This window comes from Aquabacterium sp. (assembly GCF_049317225.1).
Lineage (GTDB): Bacteria > Pseudomonadota > Gammaproteobacteria > Burkholderiales > Burkholderiaceae_C > Aquabacterium.
Genome location: NZ_JBMOIR010000004.1, coordinates 111,953 through 132,935, shown reverse-complemented (window position 1 = coordinate 132,935; position 20,983 = coordinate 111,953). Strand labels below are relative to the sequence as shown.

At 59.8% G+C, this 20,983-nt stretch carries 24 protein-coding genes and 1 tRNA gene; 7 read left to right on the top strand and 18 right to left on the bottom strand.

Features of this window, described 5'->3' with window-relative positions; all coding sequences use genetic code 11:
- The first annotated feature begins 436 nt into the window (after positions 1-436).
- From ACOYNB_RS04990 to ACOYNB_RS04970, 5 genes are all read left to right on the top strand, one after another.
- Positions 437-931, top strand: coding sequence for a hypothetical protein (locus tag ACOYNB_RS04990; protein WP_422838024.1), 495 nt, complete (start codon positions 437-439; stop codon positions 929-931).
- A gap of 115 nt (positions 932-1,046) precedes the next feature.
- Positions 1,047-1,772, top strand: coding sequence for a GTP cyclohydrolase I (gene folE, locus ACOYNB_RS04985; protein WP_422838023.1), 726 nt, complete (start codon positions 1,047-1,049; stop codon positions 1,770-1,772).
- Between the two features lie 4 nt (positions 1,773-1,776).
- Entirely contained in the window at positions 1,777-2,205 is a 429-nt protein-coding gene (locus tag ACOYNB_RS04980; RefSeq protein WP_422838022.1) for a BLUF domain-containing protein, read from the top strand.
- The gene (locus tag ACOYNB_RS04975; protein WP_422838021.1) at positions 2,202-3,104 is read left to right on the top strand and encodes a DUF429 domain-containing protein; all 903 of its coding nucleotides are present in this window, start codon (positions 2,202-2,204) and stop codon (positions 3,102-3,104) included. The genes ACOYNB_RS04980 and ACOYNB_RS04975 overlap by 4 nt, the downstream gene beginning before the upstream one ends.
- Positions 3,101-3,964 carry a D-hexose-6-phosphate mutarotase gene (locus ACOYNB_RS04970; RefSeq protein ID WP_422838020.1) on the top strand — a complete coding sequence of 288 codons (864 nt, stop codon included), beginning with the start codon at positions 3,101-3,103 and terminating at the stop codon, positions 3,962-3,964. The genes ACOYNB_RS04975 and ACOYNB_RS04970 overlap by 4 nt, the downstream gene beginning before the upstream one ends.
- Here the strand turns inward: ACOYNB_RS04970 and ACOYNB_RS04965 are convergent.
- Positions 3,937-4,629 (bottom strand): SCO family protein, encoded by a 693-nt coding sequence (locus ACOYNB_RS04965; protein ID WP_422838019.1) that lies wholly within the window; start codon positions 4,627-4,629, stop codon positions 3,937-3,939. The genes ACOYNB_RS04970 and ACOYNB_RS04965 overlap by 28 nt on opposite strands.
- A gap of 81 nt (positions 4,630-4,710) precedes the next feature.
- The gene (locus tag ACOYNB_RS04960) at positions 4,711-5,661 is read right to left on the bottom strand and encodes a biotin synthase (RefSeq protein ID WP_422838018.1); all 951 of its coding nucleotides are present in this window, start codon (positions 5,659-5,661) and stop codon (positions 4,711-4,713) included.
- A 73-nt stretch (positions 5,662-5,734) separates the two neighbouring features.
- On the opposite strand from ACOYNB_RS04960, the gene ACOYNB_RS04955 reads away from it, so the two are divergent.
- Entirely contained in the window at positions 5,735-6,574 is an 840-nt protein-coding gene (locus ACOYNB_RS04955) for a ComF family protein (RefSeq protein ID WP_422838017.1), read from the top strand.
- Between the two features lie 5 nt (positions 6,575-6,579).
- Here the strand turns inward: ACOYNB_RS04955 and ACOYNB_RS04950 are convergent, their stop codons facing one another.
- The 5 genes from ACOYNB_RS04950 to ACOYNB_RS04930 form a co-directional block, all read right to left on the bottom strand.
- Complete coding sequence (locus tag ACOYNB_RS04950) at positions 6,580-7,641, bottom strand: AI-2E family transporter (RefSeq protein ID WP_422838016.1); 1,062 nt, start codon at positions 7,639-7,641, stop codon at positions 6,580-6,582.
- Between the two features lie 3 nt (positions 7,642-7,644).
- Positions 7,645-8,628 (bottom strand): helix-turn-helix transcriptional regulator, encoded by a 984-nt coding sequence (locus tag ACOYNB_RS04945; RefSeq protein ID WP_422838015.1) that lies wholly within the window; start codon positions 8,626-8,628, stop codon positions 7,645-7,647.
- Positions 8,629-8,701: 73 nt separating this feature from the next.
- A complete protein-coding gene (locus ACOYNB_RS04940) occupies positions 8,702-9,406 on the bottom strand; it encodes a flagellar basal body L-ring protein FlgH (RefSeq protein WP_422838014.1) in 705 nt (234 codons plus the stop codon).
- 14 nt (positions 9,407-9,420) lie between these two features.
- Positions 9,421-9,987 carry a cell division protein FtsI gene (locus ACOYNB_RS04935; protein WP_422838013.1) on the bottom strand — a complete coding sequence of 189 codons (567 nt, stop codon included), beginning with the start codon at positions 9,985-9,987 and terminating at the stop codon, positions 9,421-9,423.
- A gap of 29 nt (positions 9,988-10,016) precedes the next feature.
- Positions 10,017-10,436 carry a hypothetical protein gene (locus ACOYNB_RS04930; RefSeq protein WP_422838012.1) on the bottom strand — a complete coding sequence of 140 codons (420 nt, stop codon included), beginning with the start codon at positions 10,434-10,436 and terminating at the stop codon, positions 10,017-10,019.
- Between the two features lie 290 nt (positions 10,437-10,726).
- Between ACOYNB_RS04930 and ACOYNB_RS04925 the strand changes: the two genes are divergently transcribed.
- Positions 10,727-11,473 carry a winged helix-turn-helix domain-containing protein gene (locus ACOYNB_RS04925; RefSeq protein ID WP_422838011.1) on the top strand — a complete coding sequence of 249 codons (747 nt, stop codon included), beginning with the start codon at positions 10,727-10,729 and terminating at the stop codon, positions 11,471-11,473.
- A 143-nt stretch (positions 11,474-11,616) separates the two neighbouring features.
- Here ACOYNB_RS04925 and ACOYNB_RS04920 read toward each other — a convergent pair.
- The 11 genes from ACOYNB_RS04920 to uvrB all read right to left on the bottom strand — a co-directional run bounded on the left by ACOYNB_RS04920 (position 11,617) and on the right by uvrB (position 20,914).
- A tRNA-Val gene (locus ACOYNB_RS04920) sits at positions 11,617-11,691 on the bottom strand.
- A gap of 58 nt (positions 11,692-11,749) precedes the next feature.
- Complete coding sequence (gene dnaQ / locus ACOYNB_RS04915) at positions 11,750-12,475, bottom strand: DNA polymerase III subunit epsilon (RefSeq protein WP_422838010.1); 726 nt, start codon at positions 12,473-12,475, stop codon at positions 11,750-11,752.
- 20 nt (positions 12,476-12,495) lie between these two features.
- Positions 12,496-12,834 carry an ISC system 2Fe-2S type ferredoxin gene (gene fdx / locus ACOYNB_RS04910; RefSeq protein ID WP_420816268.1) on the bottom strand — a complete coding sequence of 113 codons (339 nt, stop codon included), beginning with the start codon at positions 12,832-12,834 and terminating at the stop codon, positions 12,496-12,498.
- Positions 12,835-12,840: 6 nt separating this feature from the next.
- Positions 12,841-14,709, bottom strand: a complete 1,869-nt coding sequence (gene hscA, locus ACOYNB_RS04905; RefSeq protein WP_422838009.1) for a Fe-S protein assembly chaperone HscA — start codon at positions 14,707-14,709, stop codon at positions 12,841-12,843.
- A gap of 15 nt (positions 14,710-14,724) precedes the next feature.
- Positions 14,725-15,249 carry a Fe-S protein assembly co-chaperone HscB gene (gene hscB, locus ACOYNB_RS04900; RefSeq protein WP_422838007.1) on the bottom strand — a complete coding sequence of 175 codons (525 nt, stop codon included), beginning with the start codon at positions 15,247-15,249 and terminating at the stop codon, positions 14,725-14,727.
- Positions 15,250-15,325: 76 nt separating this feature from the next.
- Complete coding sequence (gene iscA, locus ACOYNB_RS04895) at positions 15,326-15,649, bottom strand: iron-sulfur cluster assembly protein IscA (protein ID WP_374258986.1); 324 nt, start codon at positions 15,647-15,649, stop codon at positions 15,326-15,328.
- 76 nt (positions 15,650-15,725) lie between these two features.
- Positions 15,726-16,112: a Fe-S cluster assembly scaffold IscU gene (gene iscU, locus ACOYNB_RS04890; RefSeq protein ID WP_422838006.1), complete on the bottom strand. Its 387-nt coding sequence runs from the start codon at positions 16,110-16,112 to the stop codon at positions 15,726-15,728.
- A gap of 33 nt (positions 16,113-16,145) precedes the next feature.
- Positions 16,146-17,366 carry an IscS subfamily cysteine desulfurase gene (locus tag ACOYNB_RS04885; RefSeq protein WP_422838005.1) on the bottom strand — a complete coding sequence of 407 codons (1,221 nt, stop codon included), beginning with the start codon at positions 17,364-17,366 and terminating at the stop codon, positions 16,146-16,148.
- 103 nt (positions 17,367-17,469) lie between these two features.
- Positions 17,470-18,003: a Fe-S cluster assembly transcriptional regulator IscR gene (gene iscR, locus ACOYNB_RS04880; protein WP_374258987.1), complete on the bottom strand. Its 534-nt coding sequence runs from the start codon at positions 18,001-18,003 to the stop codon at positions 17,470-17,472.
- A 179-nt stretch (positions 18,004-18,182) separates the two neighbouring features.
- Complete coding sequence (locus tag ACOYNB_RS04875; RefSeq protein ID WP_422838004.1) at positions 18,183-18,707, bottom strand: low molecular weight protein-tyrosine-phosphatase; 525 nt, start codon at positions 18,705-18,707, stop codon at positions 18,183-18,185.
- 71 nt (positions 18,708-18,778) lie between these two features.
- Positions 18,779-20,914 (bottom strand): excinuclease ABC subunit UvrB, encoded by a 2,136-nt coding sequence (gene uvrB, locus ACOYNB_RS04870; RefSeq protein WP_422838003.1) that lies wholly within the window; start codon positions 20,912-20,914, stop codon positions 18,779-18,781.
- Positions 20,915-20,983: the final 69 nt, after the last annotated feature.

Genomic DNA, 20,983 nt, shown 5'->3' with positions numbered 1-20,983 from the left:
TGCCTAGGCCAACCCCACCGACCATGAACAACAGGAGAACCCAGGCAGCTTGCATGATGCTGTAACGATTGTTTGCAACCCCGCCAATTGCGGTATGGACAGCAGATCGGTCGTCCATAGAATGCGCCGATCAACAAAAAACAGGGAGTCAGGCGTGAGCCATGGCCAAGGCAATCTTTTGCCTCTACACACCGCGCGCCCCATCCCACCTGAACAGCCGTCGCTGGACCGACCCAGCCTGTTTGCAGGCATGGACACAGGGACGTCAGGCGCGGTCGATGAGCTTCAAAGCGTGCGCATTCTATCGACGCTGGAATCGTCCCGTCGATCGTCCAGACGGGGTGGGTCAACTGCACGATCAAAGCGCCGCCACAAAGGTCACTCCTGGCAATCCAAAGTCCTGCTCGCACTGATGTTGGTGGGAATTGTGAGTGTCTTGGCCAGTTTTGCCATGGTGATCCAGGAGGGTCATCCTGATGCCCCCAACGTCGCGCCACCCCATCGCGCTGCCACAGCCGCATCCACTGCGCATCCGGCACCATCAGCGCCGCACCGGCAGGCAGATCAGGTCGCCACCATCGAGATCATTGAAGCGGTGGGCTCAGCGGCATCCGGCCCCTCGACGCCCGCCAACGCCACACACGAGACGGTGCCCACGTCGCCCTCTGCGCGGACCGAGGCAATGGCCGTGCACCCCAGCAGCAAGCCACCATCGACCATGAAGCAAGCCAAGCGCAAACATGCGGACGACGATGTGGCACTGCTGGAAGCCATGTTTGCGCACAGCAACCACCGCAAGCCGGGGGAGCACACATCCAGCGAAGCCGCATGGCAGCGCTGCACCGCACTGGTGGAGGCAGCCGCCTCAGCATGCCGAGCCAGGTATTGCGTTCAGCACGCTGGCGCGAGTGTTTGCAGCGATAGTCACTGACTCTGTGACGGCATCCCTGTTTCGGGCAGGGAAACGGGTGCGCTCACAGGCAAAATGTCGGCTGGCGCGCTAGGATGCCTTTTATCTGTAAGAGGCCCTGCCCCCAGGACGCGACATGACTTCTTCCAACTCTCTGCCCGATCACACCGACTCTCCGGATGGTGTGCCGGTGTCCGTCAAGATTCGCGAGCGAATCAAAGCGGCCCACAAGCGTTTTCACGCCAACGACAACATTGCCGAATTCATCGAGCCCGGTGAACTGGATGCACTGCTGGACGAAGTTCAGACCAAGATGCACAGCGTTCTGTCCAGCCTCGTGATCGACACTGAAAGCGACCACAACACGCAAGATACCGCGCGACGTGTGGCCAAGATGTATCTCAATGAGATCTTTCGCGGCCGCTATCAACCCGCACCGCCGGTCACAGAATTCCCCAATGTGGAACGACTCAACGAGTTGATGATCGTGGGACCGATCACCGTTCGCAGTGCTTGTTCACACCATTTGTGTCCCATCATGGGTCGGGTGTGGATCGGCATCATGCCCAATGAGCACTCCAACCTCATTGGGCTGTCCAAGTATGCGCGGCTGATTGACTGGATCATGAGCCGCCCTCAAATCCAGGAAGAAGCCGTGACCCAAGTGGCCGACGTGCTGCAGCAGCGCATGAACCCGGACGGTCTGGCCGTGGTCATGGAGGCGGATCATTTCTGCATGCATTGGCGTGGTGTCAAAGACATGGACTCGAAAATGATCAACAGCGTGATGCGTGGTTCTTTCCTGAAAGACCCGCACCTGCGCCGAGAATTCCTCTCTCTGGTCAACCATAAGAAAGGCTGATGCCATGCTGGTTCGCCTGCTGTACGCAAGTCGCAGCGCCGACGTGATGACGCCCGACGTCATTGACGCCATCCTCGCCACCTCTCGCAAGACCAACCCGGCTCTGGGGATTACCGGCTTGCTGTGCCACAGTGGCGACATCTTCATGCAGGTGCTGGAGGGGGGGCGCGACACGGTGAATGCGCTGTACCGTCGTATCTGTGCCGACGCACGCCACAAGGACGTGATTCTGCTGAAGTACGACGAGATCACCGAGCGTCACTTCGCTGGGTGGACCATGGGCCAGGTGAATCTGGAGCGCGTCAACCCGTCCATCCTGCTGAAGTATTCGGAACGCGCTGTGCTGGACCCCTATGCCGTGTCAGGCGACGCAGCCATGGCTTTGCTGGATGAGTTGCTGGCAACAGCCTCCATCATCAGTCGCTCCAATTGACGGCGGATTCACCCCGGCTCTTTGGGCTGGATTTCAGTTGTGCCCCCAGTCAGCGCAAGCCGTTGACCTTGGCGCAAGGCGCCGTGCATGGCAGTGTGGTTCGCTTGGCGGGTGTGTCAGAGCTGGACACGCTTGAAAAGTTGGCAACCCATCTGAGCGAGGCTGGCAACTTTGTGATGGGGTGCGATTTCCCGTTTGGTTTACCACGATCTTTCGTGAATGCCCTATGGACGCATGGCCCACAAGACCTTCGAGACAAGCTGCAGGCGCCCGCATCGGCTCGCCCCGAATGTGACCGGCTGATCAGTGCCTTGCGGCGCTACTGCGTCAACCGAGCCGGTTTTCAGACCTTGATCGACGAGTGGGGAACCACGTGGCACACAGAACGTGCCCCCGGCAGCAAATTGCCACATCGTCCGACCGATCAGGCCATACCAGGCGTCACCAGCACCAGTCCGCTGCAGACAAGGTACGTGCCCGTTGGCAAGATGTACTTTGAAGGGTTCTGGCGCCTGGTTCAAGCCGATGTCAGCATCCCTGCAATGCGAGCAGGTCGAGACCATGCGATCGCACTGGAGGCCTATCCCGGCTTTCTGGCCCATGAACTGATTGGTCGGCGCAGCTATAAAAACGAATCAACAGACCATGCTGACCGACTCGTGGCCAGACTGACCATCCTGGATGCACTGGAGGCGGGACACAGCCGCCTTGGCCTGCGTCTGAAAATGACGCCAGCCCAACGAGATCGGTTGGCAGCAGATCACAAAGGCGATCAGCTGGATGCCGTGATGTGCATGATGCAAGCGGCCTGGGCGTTGGTTCAGCATCAACAAGGTCATCCTTTGTGGGGCCTGCCCACGTGTGTCGACCCTGTTGAAGGATGGATACTCACGGCATGAGTGAAAACCTGATTTTTGAAACATTGGAAGTATTGGGCGAGCCCGCCGTGCGCGTGCAAGCCGCAGACGGAGCCCACGCCACCGTGTTGCTGCACGGCGCACAGGTGGTGTCTTGGGTGCCTGCGGGTGGCGAGGAGCAGCTTTACCTTTCCCCCAAAGCTGTGACTGGCGAGGGCAAGGCTGTGCGCGGTGGGGTTCCCGTGATTTTTCCGCAATTCGAGCTTCGCGGCCCGGACACCTGCCTGCCGCGACATGGCTTTGCTCGGACGCGTCGTTGGACCGTCGAGAGCAGCCGTCGAGACAAGGACTGCGCCTTGCTGACCCTGGTGCTGGACGATAGCGCCGAGACACGCGCCATCTGGCCACACGCATTTACTTTGGAGCTCACCATCTCCGTGGGGGCGGGTCGCCTGGATTTGGAGCTGTACGCCCACAACCCGGGTGAGAGTCGCTGGTCTTTTGCCGCCGCGCTGCACACCTACCTGGGCGTCTCGGAACTGTCCCATGTTCGCCTGCAAGGGCTGGAGGGCTGCCGCTACGAAGACCGCGTGGTGGGCGGAGAAACCCTGGAAGATCACCCGGAAAAACGTTTCCATGGTGAAGTGGATCGCATCTATGCGCACACCCGGGACTTGTTACTCCGTGACGGACCTCGACGCTTGAGCATCGAGAGCGCAGGCTTCTCGGACACGGTCATCTGGAATCCCGGCCCCGAGAAGTGCGCAGCGCTGCCCGACATGCCTGCCGAGGGGTGGCAGCACATGCTGTGCATCGAAGCAGCACAGGTACTCAAGCCGGTCACCCTGGGACCGGACGAAGCGTGGAGCGGCCGTCAGAGCTTTTCGCTGCTGGCGGCTTGATTTGCGGCCGACGGGGCCGATGCGTTGACGGGCGGATGGACAGGCAGTAACTGCTTGATGTCGGCCGTCAACGCGTCAGCGCCCATGCCATAGCGGGCAAACAGTCTCACCTGCCCGGTGGTATCAAACACGTATGCCCCGGCAGTGTGATCGATGGTGTAGCTGCCAGATTTGGTGGGCACCTTTTGATAAAAAATCTTGAACTCGCGACTGACCTTGTCGATTTCCTCTCGCGAGCCCGTCAAGCCCAAAAACGTCGGGTCCATGCTGTGCAAATACGCCTTCAGCACCTGCGGCGTATCCCGCTCAGGATCCACGGAGACGAACACCCCCTGCACCAACGACGCATCTACACCCAGACGACGCCGCACTTCGGCCAGTTCGGCCATGGTGGTGGGACACACGTCGGGACATTGGGTGTAGCCAAAGAACAGAAAAACAATCTTGCCTTTGAACTCGCTCAAGGAGCGAGGATGCCCATCGACGTCTTTGAGTTGAAGTTGGCGGGCGTAATCTGCCCCGGTGATGTCCACCGCATTGAACTTCAGCGCGCTGGTCGGCTTGGGGGCAGACCACTGGTCGCATGCAGCCAGCGACAGCGTCAAACCCAAACAGGCTGCCACCAGCCAAGCGCGGCGGCAGAGGACAAACAGTGACTTGTGCATGAAATGAGTCGAACAAGGTTGGATCTCGGACAGAGACTTTACCGGCCACCAGCAAACAGGAAACCGATGCAGCGCAAACTTTCAGCGTTTGTCACTGTGACGGATCATTTGCTTCATGTCCTGAACAGAAAAACGGGTTTCAGCCTCAACTTTGACACGTGGCGCCCCTTTGATGGCGTGCCCGTAAATCAGCTCCAGGGTCAAGCCCACACGCCCATCCGGCCGACCAAGATGCTGCTGAATGGCATCAATGAGTTGGCGCTGCCACCGTGGCGTGCGCAATCCGGCAAAGCGGCCCCACGTGACATTGCCCCCCCACGTGCGCACTTCGTCGAGCATGGCTTGAGGTGAGGCCCAGGTCAGCGTCAAGCGCTCCATGTCCATGACGGGGTCCGTGAAACCAGCCTTGGCCAGTTCATCGCCCAGGTCATGCATGTCAACGAAGTCAATGGTGGGCCGCGACCATCCCAACAGCTGATACATCTGACGCAACTCTCGCGCCGTGTCGGGCCCCAAACCCGAGCACATCAAAAAACCGCCGACGGCCAGATGTTTGTGCCACTGACTCATCATGTCGGGAAGGTTGGCACTGCCATGCAAGGTCATGTTGGCCCACAACATGTCTACCCCAGCGCCCGTCCAAGGAGCATCCGCACCCACGGGTTCCAGAAAAATTTCCTCGGCCGACTTGCGCCACAGGGTGCGCCAGTCTCGGCGCGCATGCTGAGACACCGACGCACGCATCCGATCCGCCAATGCCGCATGGGGTTCAACAATCCATTTCTGTGCATTGGGATACTGCTCGGTCACGCATTCAGCCCCCCCACCGACGTGAGCAGACCAGTGTAACCACCGTTTGGGCTCGATCCGGATAGGACCCAACTTGGCGGCCAAGCGTCGCGCCACCTCTTCATGCAACCAAGGCGTCTGAGCCTGCAGCGCCAGCCGTCGAAGTTGGCGATCAATTGCCTCGGGCTGTGGCGCGCACGCAGGCAGAGAAGAACTGACAGAACGTGAAAGATTCTCGGTCATCGCTGTAATGGGGCGGGTAAGTCCCCACTGCGGGTGATACCCATGGATCGGGGGGTCCCAGTATATTGATTCCATGTCTACCGCATCGACCGATGGGCTTTACTTACCCTCTCGCCTGTCTCGTCTGAAATCTTTTCTGGCGTTGCCGACGCAATGCCGGTTGTGTCAGAGTTGGCAGTCCGAGCTGGTGTGTCAACCGTGCCTGACGCGCTGGCGTCAGCCGGGGATGCGGTGCGCGCGATGCGCCATCCTGCTTCCCCACCATGCCAACGATTCGGTTTGCCAGGCCTGCCAGGAAACCCCTCCGGAGTTTGACCGCACCATTGCCGCTCTGGACTATGCCGTCCCTTGGGCCGGGCTGTTGGCGCGCCTGAAATTCATGGATGACACGGCCTTGGCACCGATGTTGGCCAGATTGCTCAACGATGCGGTGTCCAAGCATCCCCATGCAGTCGATTTGATTGTGCCGATTCCGCTATCAGCCAAGCGACAGCAAGAGCGCGGGTACAACCAGGCTTGGTTGATTGCACGACACCTGGCCCGCTTACAGGGCATGGCCGCCCACCCGGATGTCTTGCGGCGCACGCATGAAACACAACGCTTGATGAATCTGGATGCCGAGGCTCGCCGTCAACAGATCCGCGGTGCCTTCGTGATGAACCCCGAAGCACTCCGCCAAATCCAAGGGCGTGACATCGCGCTGGTTGACGATGTGCTGACCACGGGCGCCACGCTCAGCGAAGCGGCTGCCGTGTTGCGAGAAGCCGGGGCTCGCAGCATCACTGCATGGGTCGTGGCCCGTACCCCTGCGCCCGAACAACTGCTACAGGGAGCGACCGACTCCATTTGGCCGGAAACCGAACCTTGGGCCCGGCCCTCCCACCGCATTGGCACACACAGCCGCTTTGAGTAACGCGCTTATTCGGCGGTCCACTCACCAATGAAGCGGTATCCCAGCGCCAGCAAGGTGGGGCCGAGAAATGCGCCAATCACCCCGAAAGCCAGCACCCCACCCAGCACCCCCATGAACACCACGGCGAACGGCAAACTGGAGCCGCGGCTGATGATGAACGGTTTGATGACGTTGTCGACGGTGCTGACCAGGAAAAAGCCCCAGGCCGCCATGAAAATGGCCCAACCCACCTCTTGTTGCTGAAACAACCAGATGGCGGCACCACCCCAGATCAACGGGGGGCCGATCGGCAGCACCGAAGCAAAAAAAGTGGCCACGCCCAGCAACATGGCACCTGGCACGCCAGCAATCAGAAAGCCAATCGCCGCCAGCAGTCCCTGCGCCAAGGCAGTCCCCAGAATGCCGTAGATCACACCATGTACGGTGCCTTTGGTCAGGTCCAGCAGATAGTCGGCACGGGCATGCCCCGCGAGACGCACCAGTGCCACCCTGACACGGGACGCCAAAGCCTCGCCGTGCAGAAAAAGAAAGAACGCCAAAAACACGGACAGGGCCACATCCACCACCCCTCTCCCGGCCACGCGCCCGGCGGTCAGGGCCATACTTTGCAATGGCTCGGACACCTTGTTGAGTTCGGCCATCAAGACCTTGCCGTTGTGGGCCATTTTTTGCCAGTAAGCAAACATGGCTTGCCCGATCAAGGGCAGATCTTTGAGCCAATCCGGCGCATCGGGCAGGCCATTGGCCACGATGCGGCTGACAGCCTGACCCAATTCGTTGAGGTTGTCAGCCAAGCCCAAAGCCACGGCCACGACGGGCACCAGCAACACCAAGGTGATCAAACCTGTCATGGCTGCCGCTGCCATTGCGCGACGACCACCGAATGCCTTATCCAAGCGCAGCATCGGCGCCCAGCAAGTGGACGCCAAGATGGCCGCCCAAGCCAGCGCACTGAGGAAGGGCCACAGCACGAACACGCAGCCAATGCCCAGCAATGCCAAGGCCACGATGGCCAATATGCGATCTGCGCGTGAAGTCACCACATCGAGCTCCCGATGGTCAGTCATGCATCAAGCACGTTTGGCGTACTGTGCTTGTGCTTGTGCCAGGCGATCCACCACGGCCTGACGCAAGCCGGCAGGCGAAACGACCTTCACATCAGGGCCAAAGCGCATCAGGTCCATGACCAACTCGGTTTGATCCACGAAGGGCAACTCCATCTTCAAGCTGCCGTCAGGCTGAGACGTCAAGCGCTGCTCTGGATGCCATTCCTCGCGCTGAACCCATTGCGTAACATCGGCACTGAACTGCAGTGTGGCCCACTTCACCTGGTTGCCAGCGAAGATGCCATAACCGCCATCCAGCTCTTGCTCAACGCGCTTGAGCGACAGGTCTTTGGCCTTGGTGTCCAGCAACGTGGCTTGCTCCATGGCGTCCAGTGCAAAGCGACGCAGCTCGTCGGACTCATGGCACCACGCATCCAGATACCAGGTGTTGCGGTAGTGGATCAGGCGCTGAGGCGAGACCACACGTTCAGTCGCTTTCTTGCGTGAGCGCGTGAAGTACTGAAGATGCAAGCGCTTGCGCGCCAACAATGCCGCAGCAACCGTCTCAAAGACCACACCGGGCACGGCGCGGCGCGCGGGGCTGATGATGCGCACACGGCGCATCACATCCTTGCTGGGGGTCGCATCGGTCCCCAGCAGTTGGTAGATCCGATCCAGCAGCGGGGCCATGTGCCGGCTCAGGGTGCCGTCCTGATCCAACTGAGACAGCAACTGGTGCGCCATCAACATGGCATACAGCTCACGCTCATCAAACCACATGCCGGGCAGCTCATGCTTGTCGCCGTGATCGCCTTCGTCCAGACGATAGGCATTGTCGTCACGGTGATAAACGATCGGTGCGCCCAATCGGTCACGCAAGAACTGAAGATCGCGCTTCAGCGTGGCGCGAGAGACTTCCAGCTCGGTGAGCATTTCTTCAAAGCTGACTTGCCCGCGATTGCGGATCATCAGTTCGATCTTGTAGAAACGTTCGGTCTTGCTTCCCATGGTGTGCTGCTTTGGTCCGTGATCAATGAATGACTGATTTCGGACTTTAGCAGGCTGTTGTGGCTGCGCTGGCTCACCAAATGGTCATGTGCTTGGTCAGGAAGCGTTGCAGCCAATTTCTGGTGGCGGCGTCAGATACATCACCTTGACCGCCCAGCTCATACCGGGCATTGAGCATATTGACAGACGACACGATGTTGCCGGGACCAATGTCATGGGGATTCACAACCCCCGATACCCTTAATGTGCTGACACCGCCATTGAGTGCCACGCCCTTCTCGCCAGCCACGGCCAAGTGACCGTTGGGCAAGACGTTGATCACTGAGGCGGTGATTTCCGCATTCAAGGTGCTGGTGTTGTCTGTACTCCCTGCCCCCTTGAATGAGTCGCTGCCAGAAGCCTCGGCATCAATGTCCAGCAGTCGGTTGATCAAGCCGCCTTTTCCGCCACCACCGCCGGGGCCTTTGGACGCCACCTTGTTGGCGCGGCTGGTACTGGTATTCAGGTCCCGGGTCGCTTTGGTGCTTTCGACGATCTGAATCCTCAGGGTATCGCCAATCGCATGTGGCCTCCTTTCAGAGGAAAACAACGACACGGCCTGCATTCCCGGCTGAAAGATGGCCCCCGTGTTGACGGGCTCGATGTAGTTGGGCGACGGCGCAACGGGCACCTGCACGGGCGCCGTGACATAGGGATCTGGCGTGCTGCATGCCGCAATCATGACCAACGGCCCTACGCTGGCAAGCCATTTAAATCCATGCATCAAAACAGTATTCATGACAACACCTCAAACTATTTCACAGCCAATTGTTGGCCACCCTGCGACACCAAGGACCTGACCACAGGCTCCATCTTTTGATAGACAGAGGCCCACTTTCCAGGCTGCATCAACCCACCCAGCCGATATTCGGCGTACGCCAAGACAATCCCAGCATCACTCGCCAGCGTCAACCGAGCAGCAGTCAGATAAGACTGCGGCTGATCACTCATCAGCGGCGTACCCCAATCCATGGAAGCACTGTACTTAACCCAATATCTACAATATCCAAAATGGGTGCCAGGCTCATATACCCTGCTCGATATGCCATTCTTCGTCAATCCCTGCTGAAGGGCTGGCAATATATCTACAACAGGACAAACAGGGTTATATTCAATGCACACGGACTTGGGAGACACTGCCACGTTCTGAACCACATTCACCGGCTCATTCGGCGTCACGCTGACCATCGTGCTGGCCGCAGCACCTGTGGCTTTGGCCAACTCAATCAGGGGGGCAGGTGTCACGATGGAACATCCAAGCAGCCCCGCCGGCGAAAGGATGATCCAGCCACACAGGTGAGCCCGCGATAAATTCCACATGGCGCCCGTTCCTCTTCCGAACCCTGCGGTCAGGCCATGAGATCAATCGCATTGCACGCTGTTCGTACACCCTCTGCGGCGTACTCACAGATGCTGCTGGCGGCATTTTCAATGCCATCCACCACATTGCCGGCAAAATCCGTGACGGCCTCCCCGGCCGACTCCACACCGTCCACGATGCTCTCGGCAACGTTTTCCACGCTACTCTTGACTGACTCGTAAGCATGCACGGATGCATCCGCGGCTGAGTCCAGCGCGTTGGCCATTTCCTGATAACCGCGCTCACTCAGAGAGACGACAGCGCTCGCCGTTTCCCCCACCACTTGCGCACCAGCCATGGCCGTCGCCAACACAGGCCCATACTCCTTGGCATTGATTTCGTAAGTTCCTGGCCGCTGCAGCAAACCATACGCCTGAAGATTTCCACCCAAACTCTTGATCGAGCTCATTTCCAGCCTCCGTCAAAAATGATGAGCGAATATTAGTCACACATAAAATGAGCAATTCAATCGTAAGGCCCGATTTAATCCACCAATTAATAAGCGGAAATACTTATACACACTACAAATACCAGCACATCACAAAGCATCACACACCCATATCAAGAGGATGCTTCGCCACACTTCTTCATATAGGTAAAGCCACGTGAAGACATGGATACAGCAAAAAATAAATTGGAGACATTTTTAAAATAGGTGTGCGATCCGCCTTGATTGGCTTGGCGGCGCACATCGTTACCATGGCGTCCCACTCTTCCCGCACTCGGCTGTTCGTGATCGAACAAGACACGATTCAGCGCCAACAATTGGTGCACTACCTCGTCGGCCAAGGCTTCGACGCACACGGCGCCCCCAGCCCATTGCACGCGAGCGCACTACAAAGTGATCTCTGCCCAGATGTGCTCATCTTGGGTCGAACCACACCAGAGATGAACGGGATCGATGCATGCAAACGGATGCGAGAGCAACACCGATATCTGCCGTTCATCCGCATATCAGACAGCAGTGATGAACTCGAGCGCATTCTGAGTCTGGAGATGGGGGCCGACGACTGCCTCTCACATCCGTTCTCCCCCAGAGAATTGGTGGCCCGCGTCCGCGCGGTACTCAGGCGGATGGCTCAGGCAGTTCATGCTGCCACCACGGTCGACGTCGGCGCCATCCGAATGGGCGAACAACAGTTTCAGCCCGAAGCACGCGGCCTTCAAAGTGCGCGAGGCTTCCGTGCGTTGAATCCTGTGGAGTTTGCGCTGCTGGATGCGCTGGTCCACAGCGCCAGTACACCGCTCAGCCGTCCGCAACTGATGGACGCCATGCGTCGTTGCCCAGGCGAGATCACACCTCGTGCGGTCGATGCAGCCATCATGCGGCTACGCAAACTGGTTGAACCCAACCCCAATGTGCCCCGCTACATTCAAACAGTACGAGGACAAGGTTACGTCTTTGTGCCTCACGACAGCAAGACGCCAGCCGTGCTGCATTTTTAGGCAAATTGAGGGGTCCGCCTTGCAGAGCCCGTTTGCTCAGTAGCAGTCAACAAGCTTATCCACAGAAAACGTGGATAAGTTGCCGGCTACATCTTTGCGGGACAAAAACAAAAAAGCCCCATGCTTTTGCATGAGGCTTAATTTGGTGGGCGGTGCAGGGTTCGAACCTGCGACCCCTGCCGTGTGAAGGCAGTGCTCTACCACTGAGCTAACCGCCCGAAACTTGTTCGGGTCACTGATCAATTTGTTTGTCGCGATGATCAGCGAAGAATTGAACTATAGCACATTTTGGATGGCTGTCCACAAAGTTTTGCCGCCACTTGCTTTGTCGAGATCTTGCAACGCTTTGGCAAAGTCTTCTGCTTCCTGCTGCGAGGGCTGGATCACCGGCAACTGAAAGCTGCTCAGGTCCACGCTGATGGCATCCCCGCCTGCAGCACCCGTCGCCGCGTTGTCATCTTCCACATCCATGAGCAGTGCATCTTGCCCACGGGTCATGTTGATGTAGACCTCGGCGAGCAACTCGGCATCCATCAAGGCGCCGTGCAACGTGCGGTGCGAGTTGTCAACTTCCAGGCGGCGACACAGCGCGTCGAGGTTGTTTGACTTGCCCGGGAACATCTCCCGCGCCATCAGCAGGGTGTCGATCACGCCGGAGATGTGATCCCCGAACTTGCCCTTGCCGCAGCGGGCCAACTCGGCATCCAGAAAGCCCACGTCGAACGCGGCGTTGTGGATGATGATTTCAGCGCCGGCGCAGTACTCCAGGATCTCATCGACCAGCGCCGCAAACGTAGGCTTGTCCGACAGGAACTCGTCCGTCAGGCCGTGCACCCGCACCGCCTCTTCGTTGTTGGGCCGTTCAGGGTTGATGTAGAAGTGCAGATGCCGTCCGGTCAGGCGGCGGTTGACCATTTCCACACAGCCGATTTCGACGATACGGTCCCCCGCATCCGGGCTCAGGCCGGTGGTTTCGGTATCCAGAAAGATCTGACGGGACATGCTTCAACTCCGTTCGCGAATCAGTGATTCTCGCGTGCGTGGTTGATGGTGTACTTCGGGATCTCCACGACCAGGTCCTGGCCGGCCACGATGGCCTGGCAACTCAGGCGCGAATTGGCTTCCAGGCCCCAGGCGCGGTCGAGCAAATCTTCTTCGGTGTCGTCCATCTCGTTGAGGCTGTTGAAGCCTTCACGAACGATGACGTGACAGGTCGTGCAGGCGGCGCTCATGTCACAGGCATGCTCGATCTCGATGTGATTTTCCAGCAAGGCTTCGCAAATACTGGTGCCGGGTGCCGCCTTGATTTCAACGCCCTGGGGGCACAGGGTGGCGTGAGGCAGGATCTTGATGATGGGCATAGTGAATCAGATCTGATCGAGTTGACGCCCCGCCAAAGCCTGGCGGATGCTGCGGTTCATGCGTTCTGCGGCAAAGGCTTCGGTCCCTTGGGCCAGGGCCTTGGTGGCGGCCTCGAGCGCTTCCAGGTCACCCCGGTCACAGCGTTGACCGATTTGCGCCATCAGGCTGTCGATGTGGGCGCGCTGTTCAGGCGACAACAGGTCGCCATCGGCGGCCAGCGCCGTGCGCGTGGCTTCGAGCATGCGCTCGGCTTCGACGCGGGCTTCACGCAAAGCGCGGTCTTTCATGTCGGCGGCGGCGGTGGTGAACCCTTCGCGCAGCATGTGCGCCACCTGGTCATCGCTCAAGCCATAGCTGGGCTTGACGACCACCGAGGCTTCCACACCCGACAACTGTTCCTTGGCCGACACGCTCAGCAAGCCATCGGCATCCACCTGGAAGCTCACGCGGATGCGCGCAGCCCCCGCAGCCATGGGCGGAATACCGCGCAACTCAAAGCGCGCCAGGGAGCGGCAATGCTCAACCTGCTCGCGTTCGCCTTGCACCACATGCACGGCGAGCGCCGTCTGCCCATCCTTGAAGGTGGTGAAGTCTTGCGCGCGGGCACAAGGGATCGGGGTGTTGCGCGGAATGATACGCTCGACCAAACCACCCATGGTTTCCAAGCCCAGAGACAAGGGCAAGACGTCGAGCAGCAAGTGCTCGCCTTGGGCGTTGTTGCCCGCCAGCAGGTTGGCCTGAATGGCAGCACCCAGGGCCACCACTTCGTCCGGATTGAGGTCGGTGAGCGGGGGCTGACCGAAGAAACCACCCACTGCATCGCGCACAGCGGGCATGCGGGTGGAGCCCCCAACCATGACCACCCCCTTGACCTCATCGGCCTTGACCTTGGCGTCGCGCAGCACGCGCTTGACCGAGGCCAGCGTCTTGTCGATCAGGGGCTTGGCCAACTCGGCCAGTTTTTCTCGGGTGATCGTGACGGACAGCATGCCGCCAGAAAGCGCGCACGACAGGTGCGCATTGCCGTCCGTGGACAGTTTTTCCTTCGTGCGGCGAGCCGCCACCAACACCGTCCGCTTGTCTTGCGGCGTCGGCGCTTCCATTTGCGCTGTGGCCAACGCGTACTCGGCCAGGATGTGGTCGAAGTCGTCACCACCCAGCGCCGAATCGCCGCCGGTGGCCACCACCTCAAACACGCCACGGCTGAGTTGCAGCAAGGAGATGTCGAACGTGCCGCCGCCCAGGTCATAGATGGCGTACAGACCTTCTGCGCCGTTATCCAGGCCGTAGGCAATCGCCGCTGCCGTGGGCTCATTGAGCAGGCGCAACACGTTCAGGCCGGCCATTTGGGCCGCGTCCTTCGTGGCCTGACGCTGAGCGTCGTCAAAGTAGGCCGGCACGGTGATGACCGCACCAAACAGATCATCGTTGAACGTGTCTTCGGCCCGCTGGCGCAGGCTAGCCAAAATTTCGGCCGAAACCTCCACGGGCGCCTTCACACCCGCCACGGTGCGAATGGCCACCATGCCGGGCTGATCTTCAAACTGATAAGGCAGACGGCCTGCATCGGCGATGTCGGCCAGGCGACGGCCCATGAAACGCTTCACCGACACGATGGTGTTCAGCGGGTCTTCGGCCTGAGCGGCCAACGCGTCGAAACCAATCTGGCGGCGCGTTTGACCGTTGGCATCCACCATGTAGCGAACGGCCGAAGGCAGGATCACGCGCCCCTGCTCGTCGGGCAGGCATTCAGCAGAGCCGTGGCGCACCGACGCCACGAGGGAGTGAGTGGTGCCCAAGTCAATGCCCACCGCGATGCGGCGCTGATGGGGATCGGCCGATTGACCGGGTTCGGAGATTTGCAGCAGTGCCATGGTCGGGAGTATCGGTCAGCTGGCGTCTTCGTAACGTTCGAGTCGGGCATCGATCTCCTCCAGCAGGCGATCGATGAACATGAGGGCGCGGACTTCTTGCGCGGCCTGCTGGGCGTTCTGGTCCACATCCAGCAATTGGGTGACGCAGGCCAGGCGCGCCTTGCGGTCGGCCAGCACCTCGTCAGACAACGCTTCGACCTCTGAGGCCGACGCAGCCTCTTCCAGCGCCTCTCGCCACTGCATTTGCTGCATGAGGAAGGCGCCGGGCATGGCGGTATTGCTTTCTGACTGAACGGGCACGCCGGCCAGCTCACACAGGTAAGCGGCGCGTTTGAGCGGGTCTTTCAGACGCTGGTGGGCTTCGTTGACACGCACCGCCCACTGCATGGCCAGACGCTGGGCCGCACCACCTTCGGCCGCAAAACGGTCGGGGTGAACGTGGGCCTGCAAGGCCTTCCAGGCCGCATCCAGGTCGCTTTTGTTCAGCGCAAAACTTTTGTTCAAACCCAGGAGGGTGAAGTCGTCGGCGTCGATGTTCATGGGCGATTCAAAAGGCGAAACCCCACCGATCGAGGTGGGGCTTCATCTGCCAGGATGGCACACAGTGCCAACGGGCTCAGATTCGGAAAGATTCCCCGCAACCACAACGATCACGCTCGTTGGGGTTATTGAACTTGAAACCTTCGTTCAGGCCTTCGCGGACGAAGTCCAACTGGGTCCCGTCGATGTAAGGCAGGCTCTTGGGGTCCACCAGAATCTTCACACCCAGTTGTTCGAACACGATGTCTTCGGGCTCGATCTCGTCAGCAAACTCGATCTTGTACGCCAAGCCTGAACAACCGGTGGTTTTCACGCCCAAACGCACGCCCACGCCTTTGCCGCGACGACCCAGGTAGCGCAGGATGTGCCGCGCAGCTGCCTCGGTCAACCCGACGGTCATGTTGGCATTGACTTCACCGATGTCCGCCAGAGGCCCGGTCCCAGGACCACTGGTGCACGAACCGGCGGTTGCTTGTTCAGCTTGCATGTTTGGCCTTGTAATCGTTGACGGCTGCCTTGATGGCATCTTCCGCCAGGATCGAACAGTGGATCTTGACCGGCGGCAAAGCCAGCTCTTCGGCGATCTGAGTGTTCTTGATGTCCAGTGCTTCGTCGAGCGTCTTGCCACGCACCCATTCGGTCACGAGCGAGCTCGACGCAATGGCCGAACCGCAGCCGTAAGTTTTGAAACGTGCGTCCTCGATCACGCCCGTCGATGGGTTGACCTTGATTTGCAGCTTCATCACGTCGCCGCAAGCGGGGGCGCCCACCATCCCGGTGCCAACCGACTCGTCACCCTTTTCGAACGAGCCAACGTTGCGGGGATTTTCGTAGTGGTCGATGACCTTGTCGCTGTATGCCATGGTGTTGTTCTCCTGCTCTGAGGGGTCACACGATCAGTGTGCCGCCCATTGAATGGTGCTGATGTCGATACCGTCTTTGTACATTTCCCACAGAGGAGACAACTCGCGCAACTTGGCGACACGCTCCTTGAGGGTGTTGATGACGAAATCGACTTCTTCTTCGGTCGTGAAACGGCCGATGGTCATGCGCAACGAGCTGTGCGCGAGTTCATCGCTGCGTCCCAGGGCGCGCAACACATAGCTGGGCTCCAGGCTGGCCGAGGTACAGGCCGAGCCCGAAGACACGGCGATGCCCTTGATGCCCATGATCAGCGACTCGCCTTCCACGAAATTGAACGAGACGTTGAGGTTGTGTGCCACACGTTGTTCCAGGTCGCCGTTGACGAAAATTTGCTCGATGCCTTGCAGGCCAGCCAGCAGGCGATCGCGCAACGCCTTCACACGGGCGTTTTCGGTGTGCATTTCTTCCTTGGCGATACGGAAGGCTTCGCCCATGCCCACGATCTGGTGGGTGGGCAAGGTGCCCGACCGCATGCCGCGCTCATGACCACCACCGTGCATCTGAGCTTCCAGGCGCACACGCGGCTTGCGGCGCACGTACAGCGCACCAATGCCCTTGGGGCCGTAGGTTTTGTGCGAGGCCAGGCTCATCAGGTCCACCGGCAGCGATGTCAGATCGATGTCGACCTTGCCCGTGGCTTGTGCGGCATCCACGTGGAAGATGATGCCCTTCTCACGACACAGGGTGCCGATGGTCGGGATGTCCTGAATGACACCAATCTCGTTGTTCACGTACATGACCGAGATCAGGATGGTGTCCGGACGGATGGCAGCCTTCAGTGCTTCCAGATCGACCAAGCCATTGTCCTGAACGTCGAGGTACGTGGCTTCAAAGCCTTGACGCTCAAGCTCACGCACGGTGTCCAGCACCGCCTTGTGCTCGGTCTTGACCGTGATGATGTGCTTGCCGCGGCTCTTGTAGAAGTGTGCCGCGCCCTTCAGTGCCAGGTTGTTGGACTCGGTGGCGCCGGACGTCCAGACGATTTCGCGGGGGTCCGCGCCAATCAGTTCGGCCACTTGCTCGCGGGACTTCTCCACGGCCGCTTCCGCTTCCCAGCCGTAAGCGTGGGTACGCGAAGCCGGGTTCCCAAAGTGCTCACGCAACCAGGGGATCATCGCGTCAACAACGCGGGGGTCACACGGCGTGGTCGCGCCGTAGTCCATGTAAATCGGAAAGTGCGGGGTCATGTCCATGTGGGGCACTCTGTGGTCGGGCACCCTCTATGGGGCGCTCAGCGGGAAAGGTGGAATTATCGGTCCTGGGGCCTGAGCCTTGGGCGGCGAGGCCTCAAGTCCCTTATTTGGTGAGGGTGGAACCGAGCGCGAACACCGAATTCGGCGCCGTCACCTTGATCGGCTTCACAACGGGCTGGGTCGAGATGGCGCGCTTGATGGGCTGCGCCTCAATCGAGACACCCTTGGCCACCTGATCGTCCACCAGCTTGCGCAGGCTGATCGAATCCAGATACTCGATCATCTTGGTGTTGAGGCTGGTCCACAGGTCGTGCGTCATGCAACGACCACCGTCTTCGCCCATGCAGTTTTCTTTGCCGCCACAGCCCGTGGCATCAATGGGCTCGTCCACCGCCACGATGATGTCGGCCACGGTGATGTCTTCTGCCTTGCGGCCCAGCGAATAACCGCCGCCCGGGCCTCGGGTGCTCTCGACGAGTTCATGGCGGCGAAGCTTGCCGAACAACTGCTCGAGGTAAGACAGGGAAATCTGTTGGCGCTGGCTGATGGCTGCCAAGGCGACGGGGCCCGTGTGCTCGCGCAAAGCCAGATCGATCATGGCCGTTACAGCAAAACGGCCTTTGGTTGTCAGTCGCATGTCTCGCTCCTTGGTCAGGACCTCGGGCGGCTTCTGCATGCGGCAATCAGAGGGTCAAACTGCTGCGCGTGATGCAGCCAGGATCTCCGGCCGCATCCGAGAGGCCAAATCCCGAGCGAATAAGTCAATCATAGACTAGTTGACTGAAAAAGTCAACTTTGATCAAGGGCAAACCCGTGTCACGCACCATTTAGGCGCATGCGGAGATGATCAACCAAGCCATCACACGCCGCCTCGATGAGGTCCAGCACGGACTCGAAGCTTTCCTCGCCACCGTAATAGGGGTCTGGCACGACCTGCGCCTCGGCAAACGAGGATTGAGCAGGCAGGAACTCCGTCAGTCGCTTGAGCTTGACGCGCATCATGCGGTCCGGCGGACAGCGGTCTTCCAGCAGCGCCAGGTTGTCCCAGTCCATGGCCAGCAAGAGATCGAACCGGCGGAAATCCTGCGGACTCACCTGACGGGCACGCAAGGCACTCAGTTCGTAGCCTCGGATGGCGGCATGTCGCTGGGAACGTTTGTCGGGGGCATGTCCCACATGGTAGGCATGCGTGCCAGCCGAATCGACCTGTACGGCATCGGCCAAACCGGCCTGTTGAAGCTTGCTACGGAGCACGGCCTCGGCCGTGGGGCTTCGACAAATGTTCCCCATGCACACCATGAGGACTCGGATACGGGGCTCGGTCACCACTGCTTCAACCATGAACTCGTCAACACATTCAAAGGCGAGATTGTCCCAGACTCACGCCCGACCCACTGTCATGCCGCAGCACTTCACTTGGCCGCAGGCTTGCCCGGGGCGGCCACATGGTCATGCACCACCGCGCCAAAGGCTTGCTCTTTGAGCAGAGCGAGTTGGTCGCGCAAGCGCGCAGCCTTTTCGAATTCGAGGTTGCGGGCGGCCTCCAGCATGTCCTTTTCGAGCTGCTTCATGCGCTTGCTCAAGTCTTTCTCGGACAACGCTTCGGCGCCCTCCATGGACTTGGCCAAGGCCTCTGCGGCACGCAGATCGTCCTTGGCGGCATTGGACATCACACCGTCGATCAACTCCTTGACCTTCTTGTTGACGGTACGCGGCGTGATGCCGTGCGCTTCGTTGTGCGCCATTTGCTTGGCACGACGACGCTCGGTCTCCCCCATGGCTTTGCGCATGGACTCGGTGATCCTGTCGGCGTAAAGAATGGCATGCCCATTCTGGTTTCGCGCCGCGCGACCAATGGTCTGAATCAGGCTGCGCTCGGCTCGCAAGAAGCCTTCCTTGTCGGCATCCAGAATCGCCACCAGCGACACCTCGGGAATGTCCAGACCTTCTCGCAGCAAGTTGATGCCCACCAGCACATCAAACGTCCCCAAGCGCAGGTCGCGCAGGATTTCGACACGCTCGACCGTGTCGATGTCGGAGTGCAGATAGCGCACCTTCACGCCGTTGTCGGTCAGGTAGTCGGTGAGCTGCTCGGACATCCGCTTGGTCAAGGTGGTGATCAGCACACGCTCGTCTTTCTCGACGCGGATGCGGATTTCCTGCAGCACATCGTCGACCTGATGCGTCGCGGGCCGCACCTCGACCACCGGATCCAACAGACCCGTCGGACGCACCACCTGCTCGACCACCTGTCCGCTGTGCTGCTTTTCGTAGTCGGCCGGTGTCGCGGTCACGAACACCACCTGACGCATCTTGCGCTCGAACTCTTCAAATTTGAGCGGACGGTTGTCGAGCGCCGAGGGCAGCCGGAAACCATATTCCACCAGCGTCGTTTTGCGTGAGCGGTCCCCGTTGTACATGCCGCCCAGTTGACCGATCATGACGTGGCTCTCATCGAGGAACATGAGCGAGTCCGAGGGCATGTAGTCCACCAGCGTGGGCGGCGGATCGCCGGGGTTGGCGCCCGACAGATGACGGGTGTAGTTCTCAATGCCCTTGCAGTGCCCCACCTCCTGCAGCATCTCCAGGTCAAAGCGCGTGCGCTGCTCCAGCCGTTGTGCCTCGACCAGCTTGCCGTCGCCAACCAGTTGCTTCACGCGGTCGTTGAGTTCCTGCTTGATGCCTTCGATGGCCTTGAGCACCTGCTCACGCGGCGTCACATAGTGGCTGGACGGGTAGACCACAAAACGCGGAATCTTCTGCTGGATGCGCCCCGTGAGTGGGTCGAACAGGGACAAGGTATCGACCTCGTCATCGAACAACTCCACCCGCAGCGCCAACTCGGAGTGTTCAGCCGGGAAGATGTCGATGGTGTCGCCCCGCACCCGGAAGGTGCCGCGCCCGAAGTCCATGTCGTTGCGCTTGTACTGCATGCGGATCAGCTGGGCAATCACGTCGCGCTGACCCACCTTGTCGCCCGTGCGAACGATGAAGCGCATCTGCGTGTAGTCCTCGGGCTTGCCGATGCCGTAGATGGCCGACACGGTGGCCACGACCACCACGTCCCGGCGCTCCAGAATGCTCTTGGTCGCACTCAGCCGCATCTGCTCAATGGCCTCGTTGATGGCACTGTCCTTTTCAATGAACAGGTCGCGCTGGGGCACATAAGCTTCGGGCTGGTAATAGTCGTAGTAGCTGACAAAGTACTCGACCGCGTTCTTGGGGAAGAACTCGCGGAACTCGGCGTACAACTGTGCCGCCAGGGTCTTGTTGGGCGCAAACACGATGGCGGGACGCCCCATGCGGGCGATCACGTTGGCCATGGTGAAGGTCTTGCCCGACCCGGTCACGCCCAGCAAGGTCTGGTAGCTGAGACCATCCTCCACCCCTTCGCACAACTGCGCAATGGCCGTGGGCTGATCCCCGGCCGGGGGATACGGTTGAAAGAGTTCAAACGGCGAATCAGGAAACTGAACGAACTGCCCAGCAGGCGCCTCATCCGATTTGGCAGACTGGCTTTTGACAGATGGCGCGTTCGAGTCGGACATGGGGCGGCAATCAGGCAAGAAACCTGCCACTTTAAGCCGATCTGCCTCGCTTTTCAAAGCACGCCGCCA

Bases quoted from the DNA above. Each gene is read 5' to 3' on its own strand.
- iscU (WP_422838006.1), bottom strand. From the start codon at position 16,112: ATGGCATACAGCGACAAGGTCATCGACCACTACGAAAATCCCCGCAAC.
- ACOYNB_RS04960 (WP_422838018.1), bottom strand. From the start codon at position 5,661: ATGACCGAGAATCTTTCACGTTCTGTCAGTTCTTCTCTGCCTGCGTGC.
- ACOYNB_RS04970 (WP_422838020.1), top strand. From the start codon at position 3,101: ATGAGTGAAAACCTGATTTTTGAAACATTGGAAGTATTGGGCGAGCCC.
- hscB (WP_422838007.1), bottom strand. From the start codon at position 15,249: ATGAACATCGACGCCGACGACTTCACCCTCCTGGGTTTGAACAAAAGT.
- ACOYNB_RS04945 (WP_422838015.1), bottom strand. From the start codon at position 8,628: ATGGGAAGCAAGACCGAACGTTTCTACAAGATCGAACTGATGATCCGC.
- ACOYNB_RS04955 (WP_422838017.1), top strand. From the start codon at position 5,735: ATGTCTACCGCATCGACCGATGGGCTTTACTTACCCTCTCGCCTGTCT.
- ACOYNB_RS04980 (WP_422838022.1), top strand. From the start codon at position 1,777: ATGCTGGTTCGCCTGCTGTACGCAAGTCGCAGCGCCGACGTGATGACG.
- ACOYNB_RS04965 (WP_422838019.1), bottom strand. From the start codon at position 4,629: ATGCACAAGTCACTGTTTGTCCTCTGCCGCCGCGCTTGGCTGGTGGCA.
- dnaQ (WP_422838010.1), bottom strand. From the start codon at position 12,475: ATGTCCCGTCAGATCTTTCTGGATACCGAAACCACCGGCCTGAGCCCG.
- ACOYNB_RS04875 (WP_422838004.1), bottom strand. From the start codon at position 18,707: ATGGTTGAAGCAGTGGTGACCGAGCCCCGTATCCGAGTCCTCATGGTG.
- ACOYNB_RS04950 (WP_422838016.1), bottom strand. From the start codon at position 7,641: ATGACTGACCATCGGGAGCTCGATGTGGTGACTTCACGCGCAGATCGC.
- fdx (WP_420816268.1), bottom strand. From the start codon at position 12,834: ATGCCCATCATCAAGATCCTGCCTCACGCCACCCTGTGCCCCCAGGGC.
- iscR (WP_374258987.1), bottom strand. From the start codon at position 18,003: ATGCGACTGACAACCAAAGGCCGTTTTGCTGTAACGGCCATGATCGAT.
- folE (WP_422838023.1), top strand. From the start codon at position 1,047: ATGACTTCTTCCAACTCTCTGCCCGATCACACCGACTCTCCGGATGGT.
- ACOYNB_RS04940 (WP_422838014.1), bottom strand. From the start codon at position 9,406: ATGAATACTGTTTTGATGCATGGATTTAAATGGCTTGCCAGCGTAGGG.
- ACOYNB_RS04935 (WP_422838013.1), bottom strand. From the start codon at position 9,987: ATGTGGAATTTATCGCGGGCTCACCTGTGTGGCTGGATCATCCTTTCG.
- ACOYNB_RS04930 (WP_422838012.1), bottom strand. From the start codon at position 10,436: ATGAGCTCGATCAAGAGTTTGGGTGGAAATCTTCAGGCGTATGGTTTG.
- uvrB (WP_422838003.1), bottom strand. From the start codon at position 20,914: ATGTCCGACTCGAACGCGCCATCTGTCAAAAGCCAGTCTGCCAAATCG.
- hscA (WP_422838009.1), bottom strand. From the start codon at position 14,709: ATGGCACTGCTGCAAATCTCCGAACCCGGTCAATCGGCCGATCCCCAT.
- iscA (WP_374258986.1), bottom strand. From the start codon at position 15,649: ATGACCGTCGGGTTGACCGAGGCAGCTGCGCGGCACATCCTGCGCTAC.
- ACOYNB_RS04885 (WP_422838005.1), bottom strand. From the start codon at position 17,366: ATGGACATGACCCCGCACTTTCCGATTTACATGGACTACGGCGCGACC.
- ACOYNB_RS04925 (WP_422838011.1), top strand. From the start codon at position 10,727: ATGGCGTCCCACTCTTCCCGCACTCGGCTGTTCGTGATCGAACAAGAC.